Below are 15,383 nucleotides of genomic sequence, written 5' to 3' on the forward strand. Positions count from 1 at the left end.
TGATAGTCAGCCATAAGCTTGTGCTTGAGCGGCGGGTCGTTATGCTTGGCCGCAAACCGGATAAGGAGCGAATTGTGAAAGCGTGGATCATGTTGTTGCTGGCCCTGTCTCTGCCTGTGGCAGCGATGGCCGAAGAAGCCAAAGAAGGTGAAGCCCCGAAGGTCAACTACATCACCCTGAGCCCGCCATTCGTGGGCAACTATGGGCTGGACGGTACGCCGAAGCTCAAGGTCTACAAGGCCGATGTGGCGTTGCGGGTGACCGGCGAAGAGGCGACCAAAGCGGTGAAGGCCAATGAGCCATTGATCCGCAATCAGCTGGTGGCGTTGTTTGCGCAACAGACTACTGAAGCCATGAACAACGTCGAAGCCAAGGAAAAACTGCGTCAGGAAGCCTTGAAGCAGACTCAGCAAGTGATGAACGACGAAACCGGCAAGCCGGTGGTTGAGGATCTGTTGTTCAACAACCTGATCATTCAATAAGCCTTTTGCTGTCCGGGCGGGCCTCATTGCAGGCTTGCCCGAGAAGGGCGTGACTTGGTCCTCAGGAAGCCAGGCTCTTGCGAAACCGCATCAGCGCAATGGTAAAGAACAGCAGGCCGATGGCACTTAATGCCAGCAAGTCTGGCCAGACGACACCGATGCCGGCGTCGCGAAACAGTATCGCGGCGCTGAGGCTGACGAAGTGTGTCGACGGCGAGCCCTGCATCACCCATTGCAGCCATTGCGGCATGCTGTCCAGGGGCGTACTGCCCCCGGAAAGCAGCAACATCGGGATAATCACCGGAATCGCCAACAAGCCGAACTGCGGTGTCGAGCGGGCGAGGGTCGCGAGAAAGATTCCCAGCGCCGTGCTGGCGAACAGATAGACCGCCGTTACCAGCAAGAAAAAGCTCATGGAGCCGGCCAGCGGCACGCCAAGGGCGCCTTTGACGATCACTTCCAGCGATACCCAGGTGCACAGCACCACCACCAGCATGTTGCTCCAGACTTTCGCCAGCATGATTTCCAGTGCCGTCAGCGGCAGTACCAGCAAATGGTCGAGGGTGCCGTGCTCGCGTTCACGCAGTAGCGCTGTGCCCGTCAGGATGATGGCCAGGATCGTGATGTTGTTGACGATCTGAATCACCGCCAGGAACCAGCCACCCTCCAGGTTGGTATTGAACAGCGCTCGTGTCGTCAGCAGCACGGGTGTCTGGCTCGCCGCATCGCCCTGGCCACTGTAGGTCAGCAGCTCGCGCTGGAAAATCCGCCCGATATAGCCTGCGCCCATGAACGCCTGGCTCATGGCGGTGGCGTCAACGTTGACCTGCACCGCTGGCTGGTGGCCGCCCAGCAGATCGGCCTGAAAATTGGCTGGAACATTGATCACGAAGGTGTACCGCCCGCTGTCCAGCACCTCGTCCAGTTGGCCATAAGGCAGCGGCACCGGCGGTTGAAATTCCGGCGGCCGCAGAACCTGGGCCAGTTGGCGTGACATGGGGCTGTGATCTTCATCGACCATGGCCACACTGGCGTTGTGCACACCAATCACTGAGCCTGCGGCCGGCATGTAGATCGCCACTGTAAAGGCGTAGAGCAGGAACAGTAGCAACACACTGTCATGTCGCAGGCTCGTGAGTTCCTTGAGGCCAAGACGCAGGATGTGCGCAAGCTTATGCATTAGACCTCCTGCTTTTTCAGCATGGCCAGGCTGAGCCCGGTGAACCCGAGAAAGAACCCGAACAGTGCCAGGCATTGTGGCCACAACTGCCGGATATCCAGCGCCTTGGTAAAGGTGCCGACAGCAATATCGAGAAAATAGCCTGCCGGAAACAGCATCCCCATGACCGCGGCCGCCCCATCGAGGGCCGACCGCGGCACGATCAAACCGGAGAACTGGATCGTCGGCAGACTGGTGATGATCATAGTGCCTAGAATCGCGGCGATCTGGGTTCGGGTGAACGCCGAAATCAACATCCCCATGCTGGTGGTCGCCAGCACGTAGAGCAGCCCGCCGAAGGCCAGGGTCAATGCGCTGCCCTTGAAGGGTACGCCGAACAGCCAACGGTTCATGGCTGTCAGCACGGCGAGATTGATCAGACTGACGGCCAGATACGGCACCTGTTTACCCAACAGGAACTCCAGGCGGGTCAGCGGTGTGGCGTAGAAGTTGGTGATCGAGCCCAGTTCCTTCTCCCGCACGATGCCCAGCGCAGTCAGCATGGCCGGGATGAACGCCAGGACCAGTGCCATCACCCCGGGGCCGATGGCATTGACGCTGACGACGTCCTGGTTGTAGCGGAAACGGGTTTCCAGTTTGGCTGGCGCTTGCCGGGGCGGCGCGGGACTGGACTGATCCGCCAGTTGTTCCAGGTTGGCCTGGTGTACCGCTTCCACATAATTGCGGCTGGTTTCGGCGCGAAACGGCATACCGCCGTCGAACCAGGCCGCCACCGTGGGTTGGCGACCGGCGAACAGATCCCGACCGAATCCAGGGGGAATCTCCAGCGCCAGTTTGATTTCCGAGCGCTGCAATCGTCGATGCAACTGCGCCGGATCGCCTATCGGGGGCTGCTCCTCGAAGTAACGGGAACCGCGAAATGCCTCCAGATAAGCCCGGCTTTGCGGGGTCTGGTCCTGGTCGTAGACCGCGAAGGCGAGTTTCTCCACGTCCAGGGAAATGCCGTAGCCGAAAATCACCATCATGAGCATCGCCCCGAGTAGAGCGAAGGCCAGGCGCACTCTATCGCGCAGCAGTTCCTTGCCTTCACGGTTCGCCAATGCCCGCAGTCGCCCAAAGCTGAAGCGACGGTCTTTCATTGATGGGGTGGGTGCGAGCATCGTTTCGATGGGCGTTGGTGGCGCCGCTGTTGCGACCGGGCTCTGGGCCTGTTCCAGGCAGGTGACGAACGCGGCCTCAAGTGTCTGGCCGTTGAACTGCTGTTGCAGTGCTGCCGGGGTGTCGCAGGCCAGTACCTTGCCTGCGTGCATCAATGAGATGCGGTCGCAGCGCTGGGCTTCGTTCATGAAATGGGTGGACAGGAAGATTGTCACGTCCTGTTCGCGGGACAGTTCGATCAGCAGTCGCCAGAAATCGTCCCGCGCCGCCGGGTCGACGCCGGAGGTGGGTTCGTCGAGGATCAGCACTTCCGGGCGATGCAGCACCGCCACCGCCAGGGATAACCGTTGACGCAGACCCAGCGGCAATGCACCGGAGGGCTGATGGGCGACGTTGGCCAGGCTGAAGCGCTGGATCAGTTCGTCGATGCGCTGGGCACTGTCGGCCTGGGGTAGATCGAACAGTCGCGCATGCAAGTCCAGGTTCTGCCGCACGCTGAGTTCGCCATAGAGCGAGAAACTCTGAGACATGAAGCCGACGCGCTTGCGGGTGGCCAGATCCTTGGCGTTCACCGGGTTGCCCAGCAGCGTGGCACTGCCTTCGCTGGCCGGGATCAGCCCGGTGAGCACTTTCATGGTGGTGGTTTTGCCGCAACCGTTGGAGCCCAGAAACCCGAAGATCTCGCCACGGCCAATGGCGAAGCTGACCTTGTCCACCGCGGTGAAATCACCGAAGCGCAGGGTCAGGTCATGGGCTTCGATGGCGATGTCAGCCGTAGCGTTGGTTCTGGGAGGGATCACTAGCGGCTGGTGGTCGTGGCCAGTGTCGCCCTGAAAGTGGGTGAAGGCTTTATCGAGCTTGCCGCTGGGGGTTACCGCCCCCAGGTCGCGGCTCAAACCGGCAGCGATCAGCTTGCCGCCGTCGAGCATCAGGCAGTGTTCGAACTGCTCGGCCTCTTCCATGTACGCGGTGGCGACCAGTAGCGTCAGTTGCGGGCGTTGGCGCCGAACGTCATCAATCAACTCCCAGAAATGCCGTCGGGACAAGGGGTCGACGCCAGTGGTCGGCTCATCGAGGATCAACAAATCAGGCTCATGGATCAGTGCGCAACAGAGGCCGAGCTTCTGTTTCATTCCGCCCGACAGCTTGCCGGCCGGGCGCTCGGCAAATCGCAGTAGATCGGTGGCGAGCAGCAGGCTGTGCATGCGCTGATTGCTTTCAGCCCTGGACAGCCCGAACAGTGTGGCAAAGAAGTGAATGTTCTCGCGGATCGACAGATCAGGGTACAGGTTGCCGCCCAGACCTTGAGGCATGAATGCGATGCGCGAGTAGAGGCTGTTGCGGTGGCGCCGGTCCTGGATCGAGCCGCCGAGCACTTCCAGTTGACCTTCCTGCAGCGTCTTCACGCCTGCGATCAATCCCAGCAAACTGGATTTGCCGGCGCCATCCGGGCCAATCAACCCGCACCGGGTACCGGTGGGCAGGCTGAGCGTGATGTCGGTCAGCGCATGCCGTTCGCCATAGCGGTGCTGAAGGCGGGTGGCTTGCAGTGCCAGGCCGGTCATTGAAGATTGGCCGGCCAGTCAATGGGAGCGGTGCGCACGTAGCCATTGCCGGGCATCCCCGGTTTGGCCTGGGGCACGGCGCTGGGGTGGGTCAAGTGTAGCTTGACCCGAAACACTAGCTTCTGACGTTCGTCGCGGGTCTCGACCTCTTTGGGCGTGAACTGCGACTTGGCCGCCACGAAACTGATTTTTGCCGGCAGCGGCTGGTCGGGCAGGGCGTCCAGCAGGATCCGCGCTTCATCGCCGACCGCCAGGCGTCCGGCGACGGATGCTGCAAGATAGAGGTTCATGTATTGGTCGTTCGGGTCAATCAGCAGCAACACTCGCCCACCTGCGCCGAGCACTTCTCCGGGTTCGGCCATGCGAAGCTGAATTATTCCGTCGATGGGGGCCCGCAAGCTGCTGTCATCGATTTCGCTGTTTAACTGAGCCACTTGCGCCTGTGCCGCGCCAATGGCTGCGCCGACGGCGGACACCTGGGCGCGGGCCGCAGTAACAGCCGCATTGGCGGTGTCGAAGCGTGACTGCTGTTGGTCGATGATCTGGCCGCTGGCGAAACCGCGATTGAACAACGCCTGGGAGCGTTTGAGCTCTTGCTGGGCAAGCAGATGCTCGCTTTGGCGCAGTTTCACATTGGCCTGGGCCGCGGCAAGATTTTCCCGTACGCGTATCACTTCAGCTTCAGCCTGGTTGCGCTGGGCTTCAAGGGTTCGGGTGTCCATGCGGGCCAACAGTTGACCCTGAGTTACCTTGTCGCCTTCTTCCACCAACACTTCAGCCAATCGACCGGGTGTTTTGCTGGCGATTTGCACTTCCGTGGCTTCAAGTCGACCATTGCCGACGTACAACCCTTCGGGCAGTCGGTTGACGGTTGACCGCCAATAACCAAATCCTCCGGCGGCCAGCAACACAGTCCCCAGTAAAAAAACGAAGAAAAGCGAAGAACGGCTGTGCGTCGACATATCGGCATCCTGCGTCTATAGCGTCCCAGTCTGACAGGAACGCACTTGAGCACCTTGATGTTAGTCAACTGCGGGTCAGGCCTGACCGGTTGGCAAGGTAAGCCAGAGTGGCCGGCGGTTATGCATTATTTAGCGCAGATCAAGCACCGCTGCCCATTGTTCGGCTGTCACCGGCATCACCGACAGTCGCGAGCCTTTCTGCACCAATGGCATTTCGGCCAGTGCCGTTTGCTGCTTCAGATAATCCAGCTTCAGCACCCTGGGAAACGTCTCGACATGTGCCACATCGATCGCGCTCCAGGCGTTTTTCTCGGCAGTGGCCTTCGGATCATAGTAATGACTCTCAGGTTCCAGTGCCGTCGGGTCCGGATAGGCTGCCTCGACAATCTTTCCGATCCCGGCAATCCCAGGCTCAGGGCAGCTGGAGTGATAGAAGAAAAATTCGTCGCCCACTGCCATGGCCCTTAAAAAATTGCGCGCCTGGTAGTTGCGAACCCCGTCCCAGCGCGCTCGGCCAAGCTTCTCCAGGTCATTTATGGAGAGTTCGTCAGGCTCGGATTTCATCAGCCAATAAGCCATGGTTTTGCTCCTTGCGAGGTGGGTGGGGAAGTTGTCAGGCAATTTTATGACAAACCGACAGTCGGTTGACGCCAGCGTTTGCGTGTCGGTTCACGTTGTCGCAAAATGCCGGCCTTCCAAGCTTGACGCTGCTGCACGGCCTACACCTAAAACGGAAACCGCTGCTGTCATCGTGTTGATGTGCCTTGAGGGGGGCAATCGATGAAACGCAAACCGGATTTACTATGGATATTGGTTATTTTGTTCGGTTTGGGCGTCGTGACCACCGGCTATGCCCAAAGCCTGTGGGCCAACAAGACCGATGCTCCCGTCGAGCTCGCGCAGCAACAGCCATCGGCCTTCAAACGCTGAAGCTGTCTTTTGGACGCCGCTGATTTCAGTGGCGTCTAGTTCGCGAAATACCACGCCTTGTCCGTGACCGTTCCCTGTAGCGGCACATCCCAGCTCGCCTGAGCCAAACGTTGAACCTTCTGACATTCATGGGCCAGGCCCAACAGCGTCGGCTTGCGCCAGTTTTTGCGGCGCGCCAGGTACGCCAGGCTCCGGTCGTAGAAACCACCGCCCATTCCCAGGCGTCCGCCGACATCGTCAAACCCCACCAGCGGCAACAACACCAGATCCAGCGCCCAGACCTTGCGTTGTCGGGCGATGTTGTGCAGAGGTTCGGGGATGCGAAAACGATTGGGTTTGAGCTTTTCGCCGGGACGAATCCGCTGGAACACCATTTTGGTTCGTGGCCAGGCACTGAGCACTGGCAGATACGTCGCCTTGCCCCGACGTTGCGCGGCACGCATCAGCAAGCGCGGATCGATTTCACCGTCGGTGGGCAGGTACAGGGAGATGTGTTTTGCGCGACGGAACAGCGGGTGCCGGGCCAATTGCTTATACAGCCCGCGAGCGGCCTCGCGCTGCTGACTGGGGGTCAGTGCGCGGCGGGCCTTGCGCAGCATGCGTCGAAGTTGCGGTCGGGGCAGCAGCGCAGGTTCGGTCATGGATTAAGGCTTCGCAAGTGCGGGTACTGAAAGCGTACCCGTAAAAACACCGATGCCGGTATGAAAACCGGCATCGGATTGAAATCAGGCTCCCCGGATGAACCGCTGTCGACTTAGCCCTTGAACCCGAAAGTTCAAGGTGGAAGATGCAGTAGGCTTTAAGGCTTTCCGTCTAGCGGACATGCACACCAGCCCAACGTGCAACCTCCAGGGTAGTGCGAATCGGCTCAGGGACGTCGTCAACTGGCAAGCACCCCAGGGAGTGATGCGAGTATACCCCAAGCGGTTACGCGAATCAGCCCTTGGTGACGTCCGGATCGGTCGACAGCGCCAGATCGACGCGGTCCAGCAGGTCGCGAACCTGCTCACGGGTCGAGCCGCTGGCCTGCACATCCGGGCGTTCTTCCTTGTGCAGAAGATCGTGCGTGATGTTCAGCGCGGCCATCACGGCGATGCGGTCGGCGCCGATGACTTTGCCGCTGCTGCGGATTTCGCGCATCTTGCCGTCCAGGTAACGGGCAGCGCTGATCAGGTTGCTGCGCTCTTCCTGGGGGCAGATGATCGAATATTCTTTGTCGAGGATCTGCACGGTAACGCTATTGCTTGAACTCATGAGTCTTGCTCCAGGGCCTTGAGGCGCGAAATCATCGATTCGACCTTACGCCGGGCGATTTCATTTTTTTCAATGAGGTGCGCGCGTTCCTCGCGCCAGGTCTTTTCTTGAGCTAGTAAGAGTGCGTTTTGACTCTTTAGTTGCTCGACTCGGGTAATCAGCAGCTCGAGTCTGGCCATCAGCGCTTGCAGGTCGGTGTCTTCCATTGTGTCCACGTGTTCGTCTGATGGGAGGTAGCTGGCGGACAGCCTTTAATAGTCTTGGCGAGTCTGTCGATGTAGGATACAAGGCCTTCATTCTAGACATAGCGCCGTCTGGCGCCTAGCTGCCCATGCCCATTCAGAATTCTCCGTACCAAGCCTTTGCCACCCTGCTGAGCACCAGCGGCCATCCCGTCTCGCCTGCCGAACTGCACGGCCTGTTGCTCGGCCGCAGTTGCGCCGGTGCCGGTTTCGATGCCGACAGCTGGTTGGCAGACGCCGGCGAGCTGCTCGAAGGCGAGCCGCAAGACAACGTTCGCAACGCCTTGATCGGCCTGCAAGAGATGGTCAAGGGCGAGCTGACCAGCGACGACATGACCGTGGTTCTGCTGCTGCCGAGCGACGACGCGCCGCTCACCGAGCGTGCGGCTGCACTGGGCCAATGGTGCCAAGGCTTCCTTACCGGCTTCGGTTTGACCCGCCGCGAGTATGCCTTGAGCTCTGAAGCCACCGAAGTGCTGCAGGATCTGGCCGCCATTTCTCAGGTGCAAGACGCCCTGGAAGAGTCCGACGACGGCGAAAGCGACTACATGGAAGTCATGGAGTACCTGCGCGTCGCTCCGTTGCTGCTGTTCACCGAAACCAAGAAAACCGACGAAGCGGCTGCCAAACCGTCGTTGCATTAATCGCGTGCAAGGGAAAGCCATCTGCCCATGATTCATATCCCGAAATCGGAATACAGCCGTCGCCGCAAGGCGCTGATGGCGCAGATGGAACCCAACAGCATCGCCATCCTGCCCGCCGCCGCGGTGGCCATTCGTAACCGTGACGTCGAGCACGTCTACCGTCAGGACAGCGACTTCCAGTACCTCAGCGGTTTCCCCGAGCCTCAAGCCGTCATCGTCTTGATGCCCGGCCGTGAGCACGGTGAATACGTGCTGTTTTGCCGGGAACGTAATGCCGAACGGGAATTGTGGGACGGCTTGCGCGCTGGCCAGGAAGGCGCTATCCGTGATTTTGGCGCCGACGATGCATTCCCCATCACCGATATCGACGACATCCTGCCGGGCCTGATCGAAGGCCGCGACCGGGTGTATTCGGCCATGGGCAGCAACCCGGAGTTCGATCGGCATCTGATGGACTGGATCAACGTGATCCGCTCCAAAGCGCACCTCGGCGCCCAGCCGCCGAATGAATTCGTTGCCCTGGATCATCTGCTTCACGACATGCGCCTGTATAAATCGGCGGCAGAAGTGAAAGTGATGCGCGAAGCCGCACGGATTTCCGCCCAGGCCCATATTCGGGCGATGCAGGCCAGCCGTGCCGGTTTGCATGAATTCAGCCTCGAAGCCGAACTCGATTACGAGTTCCGCAAGGGCGGGGCGAAGATGCCGGCCTACGGTTCGATCGTCGCCGCCGGGCGCAACAGCTGCATCCTGCATTACCAGCAGAATGATGCGGTGCTCAAGGACGGCGATCTGGTGCTGATCGACGCCGGATGCGAGATCGACTGCTACGCCAGCGATATCACCCGCACCTGGCCGGTCAACGGCAAATATTCACCGGAACAGAAGGCGATCTACGAGCTGGTGCTGGCTTCCCAGGAAGCGGCGTTTGCCGAGATCGCACCGAACAAACACTGGAACCAGGCGCACGAAGCCACGGTCCGGGTGATTACTGCCGGTCTGGTGAAGTTGGGCCTGTTGCAGGGCGACGTCGACGAGTTGATCGCCAACGAAGCCTACAAAGCGTTTTACATGCACCGCGCCGGCCACTGGCTGGGCATGGACGTGCACGATGTCGGCGAGTACAAGGTCGGCGGCGAATGGCGCGTGCTGGAAGTCGGCATGGCGCTGACCGTGGAGCCGGGTATTTACATTGCTCCGGACAACCAGAACGTGGCGAAGAAATGGCGCGGCATCGGCGTGCGCATCGAGGACGACGTGGTGGTGACCAAGACCGGTTGTGAAATCCTGACCAACGGCGTGCCGAAAACGGTCGCCGAGATCGAGGCCTTGATGGCCGCCGCGCGGACACAAGCGGCATGAGTCGAGTCAATCTGGCAATCATCGGCGGTGGTCTGGTCGGCGCCAGCCTGGCGTTGGCTTTACAGGCGGGGGCCAAGGCCCGTGGCTGGAAGATCGTGCTGATCGAACCGTTTGCCCCCGGCCACACGTACCAACCGAGCTATGACGCCCGTTCTTCGGCGCTGTCGTTCGGCGCCCGGCAGATTTATCAACGGTTGGGCGTGTGGCAGGAAATCTCCCGCCGTGCCGAGCCGATCAAGCAAATTCATGTCTCCGACCGTGGACGTTTCTCCACCGCGCGGCTGTCGGCGATGGAAGAGGGCGTTCCGGCGCTCGGTTATGTGGTGGAAAACGCCTGGCTCGGCCAATGCCTCTGGCAAAGTCTGGACAAGGACGTGATCAGTTGGCGTTGCCCGGCGGAAGTCACCCGCATGGAACCGCTGACCGACGGCTATCGCCTGACGCTCAACGATGAAACCATCCTGGAATGTGACCTTGCGGTGCTCGCCGATGGCGGCCGTTCCGGCTTGCGTGAGCAACTGGGTATCGGCATCAAGAAACGCCCGTATAACCAGAGCGCGCTGATCGCCAACATCACCCCCAGTGAAGCGCACAACGGCATGGCCTTCGAGCGTTTCACCGACGATGGCCCTATGGCCTTGCTGCCGTTGCCGGACAATCGCTGCGCTTTGGTCTGGACCCGTTTGGGCATGGACGCGCAGCGGCTGGCCGCCCTGGATGACCGCAGCTTTCTCGGCGAGTTGCAGGACATCTTCGGTTATCGCCTCGGCACGCTGAAGCAGGTCGGCGTACGGCATTTATATCCGCTGTCGCTGATCGAAGCCGAGGAACAAGTCCGCCCGCATCTGGCGATTCTCGGCAATGCCGCCCACAGCCTGCATCCGATTGCCGGGCAAGGGTTCAACCTGTCCCTGCGCGATGCCCAGGCGTTGGCCGACAGTTTGTTGGGCAGCGAGACAGCCCCCGGCGATTTTGCCACCTTGCAGGCTTATCGCGAGCGCCAGCGTCTGGACCAGAGCCTGACCGTGGGTTTCTCCGATCAGGTCACCCGGCTGTTCGGCAGCACCCAGCCGCTGGTTTCCCTGGGTCGCAACATTGGGCTGCTCGGCCTCGATCTGCTGCCGCCAGCCAAGCGCTGGTTCGCCCGGCAGGCCATGGGCTTGGGTACGCGTCCCGATGAGTAAGCGAAAACCGGGCAGGGTGCACCTGCAAGTTGATATTCATGGCGGCGCGAGCACTTGGGTGAAGCGGGTCGAGAAAAACCTTTATGTGCGGCTCAAGCCGCAAGCGAGACAGGCTTAAAGCATGGAAATGCGCGCAGATCTGCTGATTGTCGGGGCCGGAATGGTCGGCAGTGCCCTGGCGCTGGCGTTACAAAACAGCGGGCTCGAAGTCCTGCTACTGGACGGTAGCCCCCTGAGCGTCAAACCCTTCGATGGGCAGGCTCCGTTCGAGCCGCGGGTGAGTGCCTTGTCGGCGGCCAGCCAGCGAATACTCGAACGCCTGGGCGTTTGGGAAGGCATTGCCAATCGACGCAGTAGTCCCTACACCGACATGCACGTCTGGGACGGCAGCGGTACTGGGCAAATTCATTTCTCGGCGACTAGCGTCCATGCCGAAGTGCTCGGGCATATCGTCGAGAACCGCGTGGTTCAGGACGCGCTGCTCGACCGACTGCACGACTGCGATCTCGGGATGCTGGCCAATGCGCGTCTGGAGCAGATGCGCCGCTCCGGTGACGACTGGCTGCTGACCCTGGCCGATGGCCGCACCTTGCGGGCCCCTTTGGTGATCGCGGCGGATGGCGCCAACTCGGCGGTGCGACGCCTGACCGGCGTTGCGACTCGCGAGTGGGATTACATGCACCACGCGATCGTCACCAGTGTGCGCTGCGCAAAACCTCATCAAATGACCGCGTGGCAACGATTCACCGACAACGGCCCGCTGGCGTTTCTGCCGCTGGAACGGGACGGTCAACAGGATTGGTGCTCGATTGTCTGGTCGACCACGCCCAGCGAAGCCGAACGCCTGATGGCGCTGGGCGACGAAGGCTTCTGCAAGGAGCTGGAACGGGCCTTCGAAGGTTGCCTCGGCACGGTGCTCAGCGTCGACCCGCGTGTGTGCGTGCCGCTGCGTCAGCGTCATGCCAAGCGGTATGTGGCTGAAGGCCTGGCGCTGATCGGAGACGCAGCCCATACCATCCATCCGCTGGCCGGGCAGGGTGTGAACCTCGGTTTCCTCGATGCCGCGGTGCTGGCCGAAGTGCTGCTGCAAGCGGCCGCGCGTGGTGAGCGGTTAGCGGACGTGAAAGTGCTCAGTCGCTTTGAGCGTCGGCGTATGCCCCACAACCTGGCATTGATGGCGGCGATGGAAGGGTTCGAGCGACTGTTCCAGGCCGACCCGTTGCCGGTGCGCTGGTTGCGTAATACCGGGTTGAAGATGGTCGATCAGATGCCCGAGGCCAAGGCGTTATTCGTGCGTGAGGCGCTTGGGTTGATTGGGGATCTGCCGGCGTTGGCCAAGGCTTGAAATTTTCGCTGCAGTAGCTGGCCCCATCGCGGGCAAGCCCGCTCCCACAAGGATCTTCAGCGCTCACACATAATGCATTAACAGCTGAATACCTGTGGGAGCGGGCTTGCCCGCGATGGCGGCAGATCAGCCACCTCATATCCCAGGCTATGCAACATCCGGTAACGCCTCCACTCACTGTTCGATTGAGAAGCGAAATGTGAGTCCTTATCATTTGGCATCACTTCCCCATTTCGAGAGACCGCTTCCATGTTGGCACCCAAGCGTCTACTGACCGCACTGGCCCTGACCCTGATCGGCAGCACTGCCGCCCAGGCCGCTGACGAGGTGGTGGTTTATTCCTCGCGTATCGACGAACTGATCAAACCGGTCTTCGATGTCTACACCCAGAAAACCGGCGTACAGGTGAAGTTCATCACCGACAAGGAAGCACCGCTGATGCAGCGGATCAAGGCCGAGGGCGAGAACGTCACCGCCGACCTGTTGCTGACCGTCGATGCCGGCAACCTTTGGCAGGCCGAACAGATGGGCATCCTCCAGCCGTTCACGTCCAAGGTGATCGACGCTAACATCCCGCTGCAATACCGCGCGTCCTCCCATGCCTGGACCGGCCTGAGCCTGCGGGCGCGGACCATCGCCTACTCCACCGACCGGGTAAAACCCGGTGAGCTGACCACCTACGAGGCGCTGGCCGATAAACAGTGGGAAGGCCGCCTGTGCCTGCGCACGGCGAAGAAGGTCTACAACCAGTCCCTGACCGCCACCATGATCGAAGTCCATGGCGCCGAGAAAACCGAGAAAATTCTCAAGGGCTGGGTCAACAACCTGTCCACCGATGTGTTCTCCGACGACATCGCCGTGCTGGAGGCGATCAACGCCGGTCAGTGCGACGTCGGCATCGTCAACACTTACTACTACGGCCGTCTGCACAAACAGAAGCCGGACCTGCCGGTGAAGCTGTTCTGGCCGAATCAGGGCGACCGTGGCGTGCACGTCAACCTGTCGGGCATTGGCCTGACCAAACACGCGCCGCACCCGGAAGCCGCCAAGGCATTGGTGGAGTGGATGACCACACCTGAAGCGCAGAAGATTTTCGCTGACGTGAACCAGGAATTCCCGGCCAACCCTGCCGTTCAGCCTTCAGCTGAAGTCGCGAGCTGGGGCAAGTTCGTGGCCGACACCTTGCCGGTGGAAATCGCTGGCAAGCGTCAGGCCGAAGCGATCCGGATGATGGATCGGGCTGGCTGGAACTGAGTCTGTCGATATACTGCGCCACAGAGTGAAGTCGGCGGCGTCCCTGCCGGCCTGATCGTTCCCACGCTCTGCGTGGGAATGCATCCACCGGCGCTCCGCGTCGAGGCGTGACGCAGAGCGTCACAAGAGGTGTGCCCACGCAGAGCGTGGGCACAATCATTTAAACGAGAGCTTTCCTTGGCCCACCCCTCCCAACGCCGCTGGTATCCCCTGGTCTTCGCCATTGCTGCGCTGGTCCTGCTGCCCCTGAGTGTCCTGCTTCTTTCCTGGCAAACCATCGATCAGCAGATCTGGTCCCACCTGTGGGACACCCAGATGCCGCGACTGCTGGGCAATACCCTCACGTTGGTCCTCGGTGTCGGTTTCGGCGTAACGCTGCTGGGCGTCAGCCTGGCCTGGCTCACCAGCCTCTGCGAATTCCCCGGGCGGCGCTGGCTGGACTGGGCGCTGATGCTGCCTTTTGCGATTCCTGCTTACGTGCTGGCCTTCGTCTTCGTCGGCCTGCTGGATTTCGCCGGCCCCGCGCAAACCTTGTTGCGCGAATGGTTCGGCAGCGGTTTGAGGCTGCCGCGAGTGCGTTCAACCGGCGGTGTGATTCTGGTGCTGGTGCTGGTTTTCTATCCGTACGTTTACCTGTTGGCGCGTAGCGCATTCCTGGCTCAGGGCAAAGGCTTGATGGAAGCAGCGCGAGTCCTTGGGCAATCCCCGTGGCAGGCGTTCTGGCGAGTGGCATTGCCCATGGCGCGTCCGGCCATCGGCGCGGGAGTGGCATTGGCGCTGATGGAAACCCTGGCGGATTTCGGTGCGGTGTCGGTGTTCAACTTCGATACATTCACCACCGCCATCTACAAAACCTGGTACGGCTTCTTCAGCCTGTCCACCGCGGCGCAACTGGCCAGCCTGTTGCTGTTGGTGGTGATGGTCGTGCTGTATGGCGAGCGTCGTGCCCGCGGGGCCAACCGGGCGAGCAACGAACGGCCACGGGTCAAGGCGTTGTATCACCTGCGCGGGGTCAAGGCGCTGGCGGCCATGAGCTGGTGCGGTCTGGTATTCGCCTGCGCCTTCGTCATTCCCGTGCTGCAGCTGGTGGTGTGGTTCTGGCAACGTGGGCGCTACGATCTGGATGAGCGTTACACCGGATTGATCATCCATACCCTGTACCTGGGCGGCATGGCGGCGTTGATCACCGTCAGTGTCGCTCTGGTGCTGGCCTTTGCCCGTCGATTGGCACCGACCCGGGCGATCCGTTCCGGCATCAGTCTGGCCAACCTTGGCTACGCCTTGCCGGGCTCGGTGCTGGCGGTGTCGATCATGCTGGCGTTCAGTTATCTGGATCGCGAATTGGTGATTCCGCTGTCGGGCTGGCTTGGCGGCGCGGGCAAACCGTTGCTGCTGGGCAGTCTGTCGGCGTTGTTGCTGGCCTATCTGGTGCGCTTTATCGCGGTAGCCTATGGACCGCTTGAAAGCAGCCTGGCGCGAATACGGCCTTCTTTGCCCGAAGCAGCACGTAGCCTTGGCGTCAGTGGGCCACGACTGTTTTTCAAAGTGTATCTGCCGCTGCTGCTGCCGGGCACATTGAGCGCTGCGCTGCTGGTGTTCGTCGATGTGCTCAAGGAAATGCCCGCGACCCTGCTGATGCGCCCGTTTGGCTGGGACACGCTGGCGGTGCGGATCTTTGAAATGACCAGTGAAGGCGAGTGGGCCAGGGCCTCGTTGCCGGCACTGACACTGGTTTTGGTCGGACTGATACCGGTCATCGGATTGATCAGAAGGTCGGCGCATCGAAACACCTAGGTGCCAGTCCTACACCTTGCGGCTACA

15 protein-coding genes, 1 other RNA gene and 1 pseudogene are annotated in these 15,383 nt (G+C 60.9%); 9 read left to right on the top strand and 8 right to left on the bottom strand.

What is annotated here, in order from left to right:
- The first annotated feature begins 74 nt into the window (after positions 1-74).
- The gene (locus PSH88_RS01405) at positions 75-482 is read left to right on the top strand and encodes a flagellar basal body-associated protein FliL (protein ID WP_038980837.1); all 408 of its coding nucleotides are present in this window, start codon (positions 75-77) and stop codon (positions 480-482) included.
- Between the two features lie 61 nt (positions 483-543).
- Here the strand turns inward: PSH88_RS01405 and PSH88_RS01410 are convergent, their stop codons facing one another.
- The 4 genes from PSH88_RS01410 to PSH88_RS01425 form a co-directional block, all read right to left on the bottom strand.
- Positions 544-1,662, bottom strand: coding sequence for an ABC transporter permease (locus PSH88_RS01410; protein WP_305424600.1), 1,119 nt, complete (start codon positions 1,660-1,662; stop codon positions 544-546).
- On the bottom strand, positions 1,662-4,385 hold the full coding sequence (gene rbbA / locus PSH88_RS01415; RefSeq protein WP_305424601.1) for a ribosome-associated ATPase/putative transporter RbbA: 2,724 nt from the start codon (positions 4,383-4,385) through the stop codon (positions 1,662-1,664). Before rbbA ends, PSH88_RS01410 begins: the two co-directional genes overlap by 1 nt.
- Positions 4,382-5,347, bottom strand: coding sequence for an HlyD family secretion protein (locus PSH88_RS01420; protein ID WP_305424602.1), 966 nt, complete (start codon positions 5,345-5,347; stop codon positions 4,382-4,384). The genes rbbA and PSH88_RS01420 overlap by 4 nt, the downstream gene beginning before the upstream one ends.
- Before the next feature lie 129 nt (positions 5,348-5,476).
- Positions 5,477-5,926: an EVE domain-containing protein gene (locus PSH88_RS01425; RefSeq protein WP_305424604.1), complete on the bottom strand. Its 450-nt coding sequence runs from the start codon at positions 5,924-5,926 to the stop codon at positions 5,477-5,479.
- 201 nt (positions 5,927-6,127) lie between these two features.
- On the opposite strand from PSH88_RS01425, the gene PSH88_RS01430 reads away from it, so the two are divergent.
- On the top strand, positions 6,128-6,277 hold the full coding sequence (locus tag PSH88_RS01430) for a hypothetical protein (protein WP_305424605.1): 150 nt from the start codon (positions 6,128-6,130) through the stop codon (positions 6,275-6,277).
- A gap of 35 nt (positions 6,278-6,312) precedes the next feature.
- Here the strand turns inward: PSH88_RS01430 and PSH88_RS01435 are convergent, their stop codons facing one another.
- The 4 genes from PSH88_RS01435 to PSH88_RS01450 form a co-directional block, all read right to left on the bottom strand.
- The gene (locus PSH88_RS01435; protein WP_305424606.1) at positions 6,313-6,918 is read right to left on the bottom strand and encodes a 5-formyltetrahydrofolate cyclo-ligase; all 606 of its coding nucleotides are present in this window, start codon (positions 6,916-6,918) and stop codon (positions 6,313-6,315) included.
- 86 nt (positions 6,919-7,004) lie between these two features.
- A non-coding RNA gene (gene ssrS / locus PSH88_RS01440) (6S RNA) lies at positions 7,005-7,183 on the bottom strand.
- 30 nt (positions 7,184-7,213) lie between these two features.
- Positions 7,214-7,531 (bottom strand): cell division protein ZapA, encoded by a 318-nt coding sequence (locus PSH88_RS01445; RefSeq protein ID WP_018927584.1) that lies wholly within the window; start codon positions 7,529-7,531, stop codon positions 7,214-7,216.
- On the bottom strand, positions 7,528-7,737 hold the full coding sequence (locus PSH88_RS01450; protein ID WP_007940359.1) for a TIGR02449 family protein: 210 nt from the start codon (positions 7,735-7,737) through the stop codon (positions 7,528-7,530). Before PSH88_RS01450 ends, PSH88_RS01445 begins: the two co-directional genes overlap by 4 nt.
- A 125-nt stretch (positions 7,738-7,862) precedes the next feature.
- On the opposite strand from PSH88_RS01450, the gene PSH88_RS01455 reads away from it, so the two are divergent.
- The 7 genes and pseudogenes from PSH88_RS01455 (at position 7,863) to PSH88_RS01485 (ending at position 15,356) form a co-directional block, all read left to right on the top strand.
- A complete protein-coding gene (locus tag PSH88_RS01455; protein ID WP_305424608.1) occupies positions 7,863-8,417 on the top strand; it encodes a YecA/YgfB family protein in 555 nt (184 codons plus the stop codon).
- Between the two features lie 27 nt (positions 8,418-8,444).
- The gene (gene pepP / locus PSH88_RS01460; protein WP_305424609.1) at positions 8,445-9,779 is read left to right on the top strand and encodes a Xaa-Pro aminopeptidase; all 1,335 of its coding nucleotides are present in this window, start codon (positions 8,445-8,447) and stop codon (positions 9,777-9,779) included.
- Entirely contained in the window at positions 9,776-10,963 is a 1,188-nt protein-coding gene (ubiH, locus tag PSH88_RS01465; protein WP_305424610.1) for a 2-octaprenyl-6-methoxyphenyl hydroxylase, read from the top strand. Before pepP ends, ubiH begins: the two co-directional genes overlap by 4 nt.
- A gap of 22 nt (positions 10,964-10,985) precedes the next feature.
- A pseudogene (locus PSH88_RS01470) lies at positions 10,986-11,081 on the top strand (tetrameric acyl-CoA thioesterase); the annotation flags it as partial.
- A 9-nt stretch (positions 11,082-11,090) separates the two neighbouring features.
- The gene (locus tag PSH88_RS01475) at positions 11,091-12,308 is read left to right on the top strand and encodes a 2-octaprenyl-3-methyl-6-methoxy-1,4-benzoquinol hydroxylase (RefSeq protein ID WP_305426928.1); all 1,218 of its coding nucleotides are present in this window, start codon (positions 11,091-11,093) and stop codon (positions 12,306-12,308) included.
- Positions 12,309-12,557: 249 nt separating this feature from the next.
- Entirely contained in the window at positions 12,558-13,562 is a 1,005-nt protein-coding gene (locus tag PSH88_RS01480; protein ID WP_305483456.1) for an extracellular solute-binding protein, read from the top strand.
- A gap of 177 nt (positions 13,563-13,739) precedes the next feature.
- Positions 13,740-15,356, top strand: a complete 1,617-nt coding sequence (locus PSH88_RS01485; protein ID WP_305424611.1) for an ABC transporter permease — start codon at positions 13,740-13,742, stop codon at positions 15,354-15,356.
- Positions 15,357-15,383: the final 27 nt, after the last annotated feature.

Source organism: Pseudomonas wuhanensis (genome assembly GCF_030687395.1).
Taxonomy (GTDB): Bacteria; Pseudomonadota; Gammaproteobacteria; order Pseudomonadales; family Pseudomonadaceae; genus Aquipseudomonas; species Aquipseudomonas wuhanensis.

What these genes read in the sequence shown, in the direction of transcription:
- PSH88_RS01410 (WP_305424600.1), bottom strand. Translation starts at nt 1,662, where the DNA reads ATGCATAAGCTTGCGCACATCCTGCGTCTTGGCCTCAAGGAACTCACG.
- rbbA (WP_305424601.1), bottom strand. Translation starts at nt 4,385, where the DNA reads ATGACCGGCCTGGCACTGCAAGCCACCCGCCTTCAGCACCGCTATGGC.
- PSH88_RS01420 (WP_305424602.1), bottom strand. Translation starts at nt 5,347, where the DNA reads ATGTCGACGCACAGCCGTTCTTCGCTTTTCTTCGTTTTTTTACTGGGG.
- PSH88_RS01425 (WP_305424604.1), bottom strand. Translation starts at nt 5,926, where the DNA reads ATGGCTTATTGGCTGATGAAATCCGAGCCTGACGAACTCTCCATAAAT.
- PSH88_RS01430 (WP_305424605.1), top strand. Translation starts at nt 6,128, where the DNA reads ATGAAACGCAAACCGGATTTACTATGGATATTGGTTATTTTGTTCGGT.
- PSH88_RS01435 (WP_305424606.1), bottom strand. Translation starts at nt 6,918, where the DNA reads ATGACCGAACCTGCGCTGCTGCCCCGACCGCAACTTCGACGCATGCTG.
- PSH88_RS01445 (WP_018927584.1), bottom strand. Translation starts at nt 7,531, where the DNA reads ATGAGTTCAAGCAATAGCGTTACCGTGCAGATCCTCGACAAAGAATAT.
- PSH88_RS01450 (WP_007940359.1), bottom strand. Translation starts at nt 7,737, where the DNA reads ATGGAAGACACCGACCTGCAAGCGCTGATGGCCAGACTCGAGCTGCTG.
- PSH88_RS01455 (WP_305424608.1), top strand. Translation starts at nt 7,863, where the DNA reads ATGCCCATTCAGAATTCTCCGTACCAAGCCTTTGCCACCCTGCTGAGC.
- pepP (WP_305424609.1), top strand. Translation starts at nt 8,445, where the DNA reads ATGATTCATATCCCGAAATCGGAATACAGCCGTCGCCGCAAGGCGCTG.
- ubiH (WP_305424610.1), top strand. Translation starts at nt 9,776, where the DNA reads ATGAGTCGAGTCAATCTGGCAATCATCGGCGGTGGTCTGGTCGGCGCC.
- PSH88_RS01475 (WP_305426928.1), top strand. Translation starts at nt 11,091, where the DNA reads ATGCGCGCAGATCTGCTGATTGTCGGGGCCGGAATGGTCGGCAGTGCC.
- PSH88_RS01480 (WP_305483456.1), top strand. Translation starts at nt 12,558, where the DNA reads ATGTTGGCACCCAAGCGTCTACTGACCGCACTGGCCCTGACCCTGATC.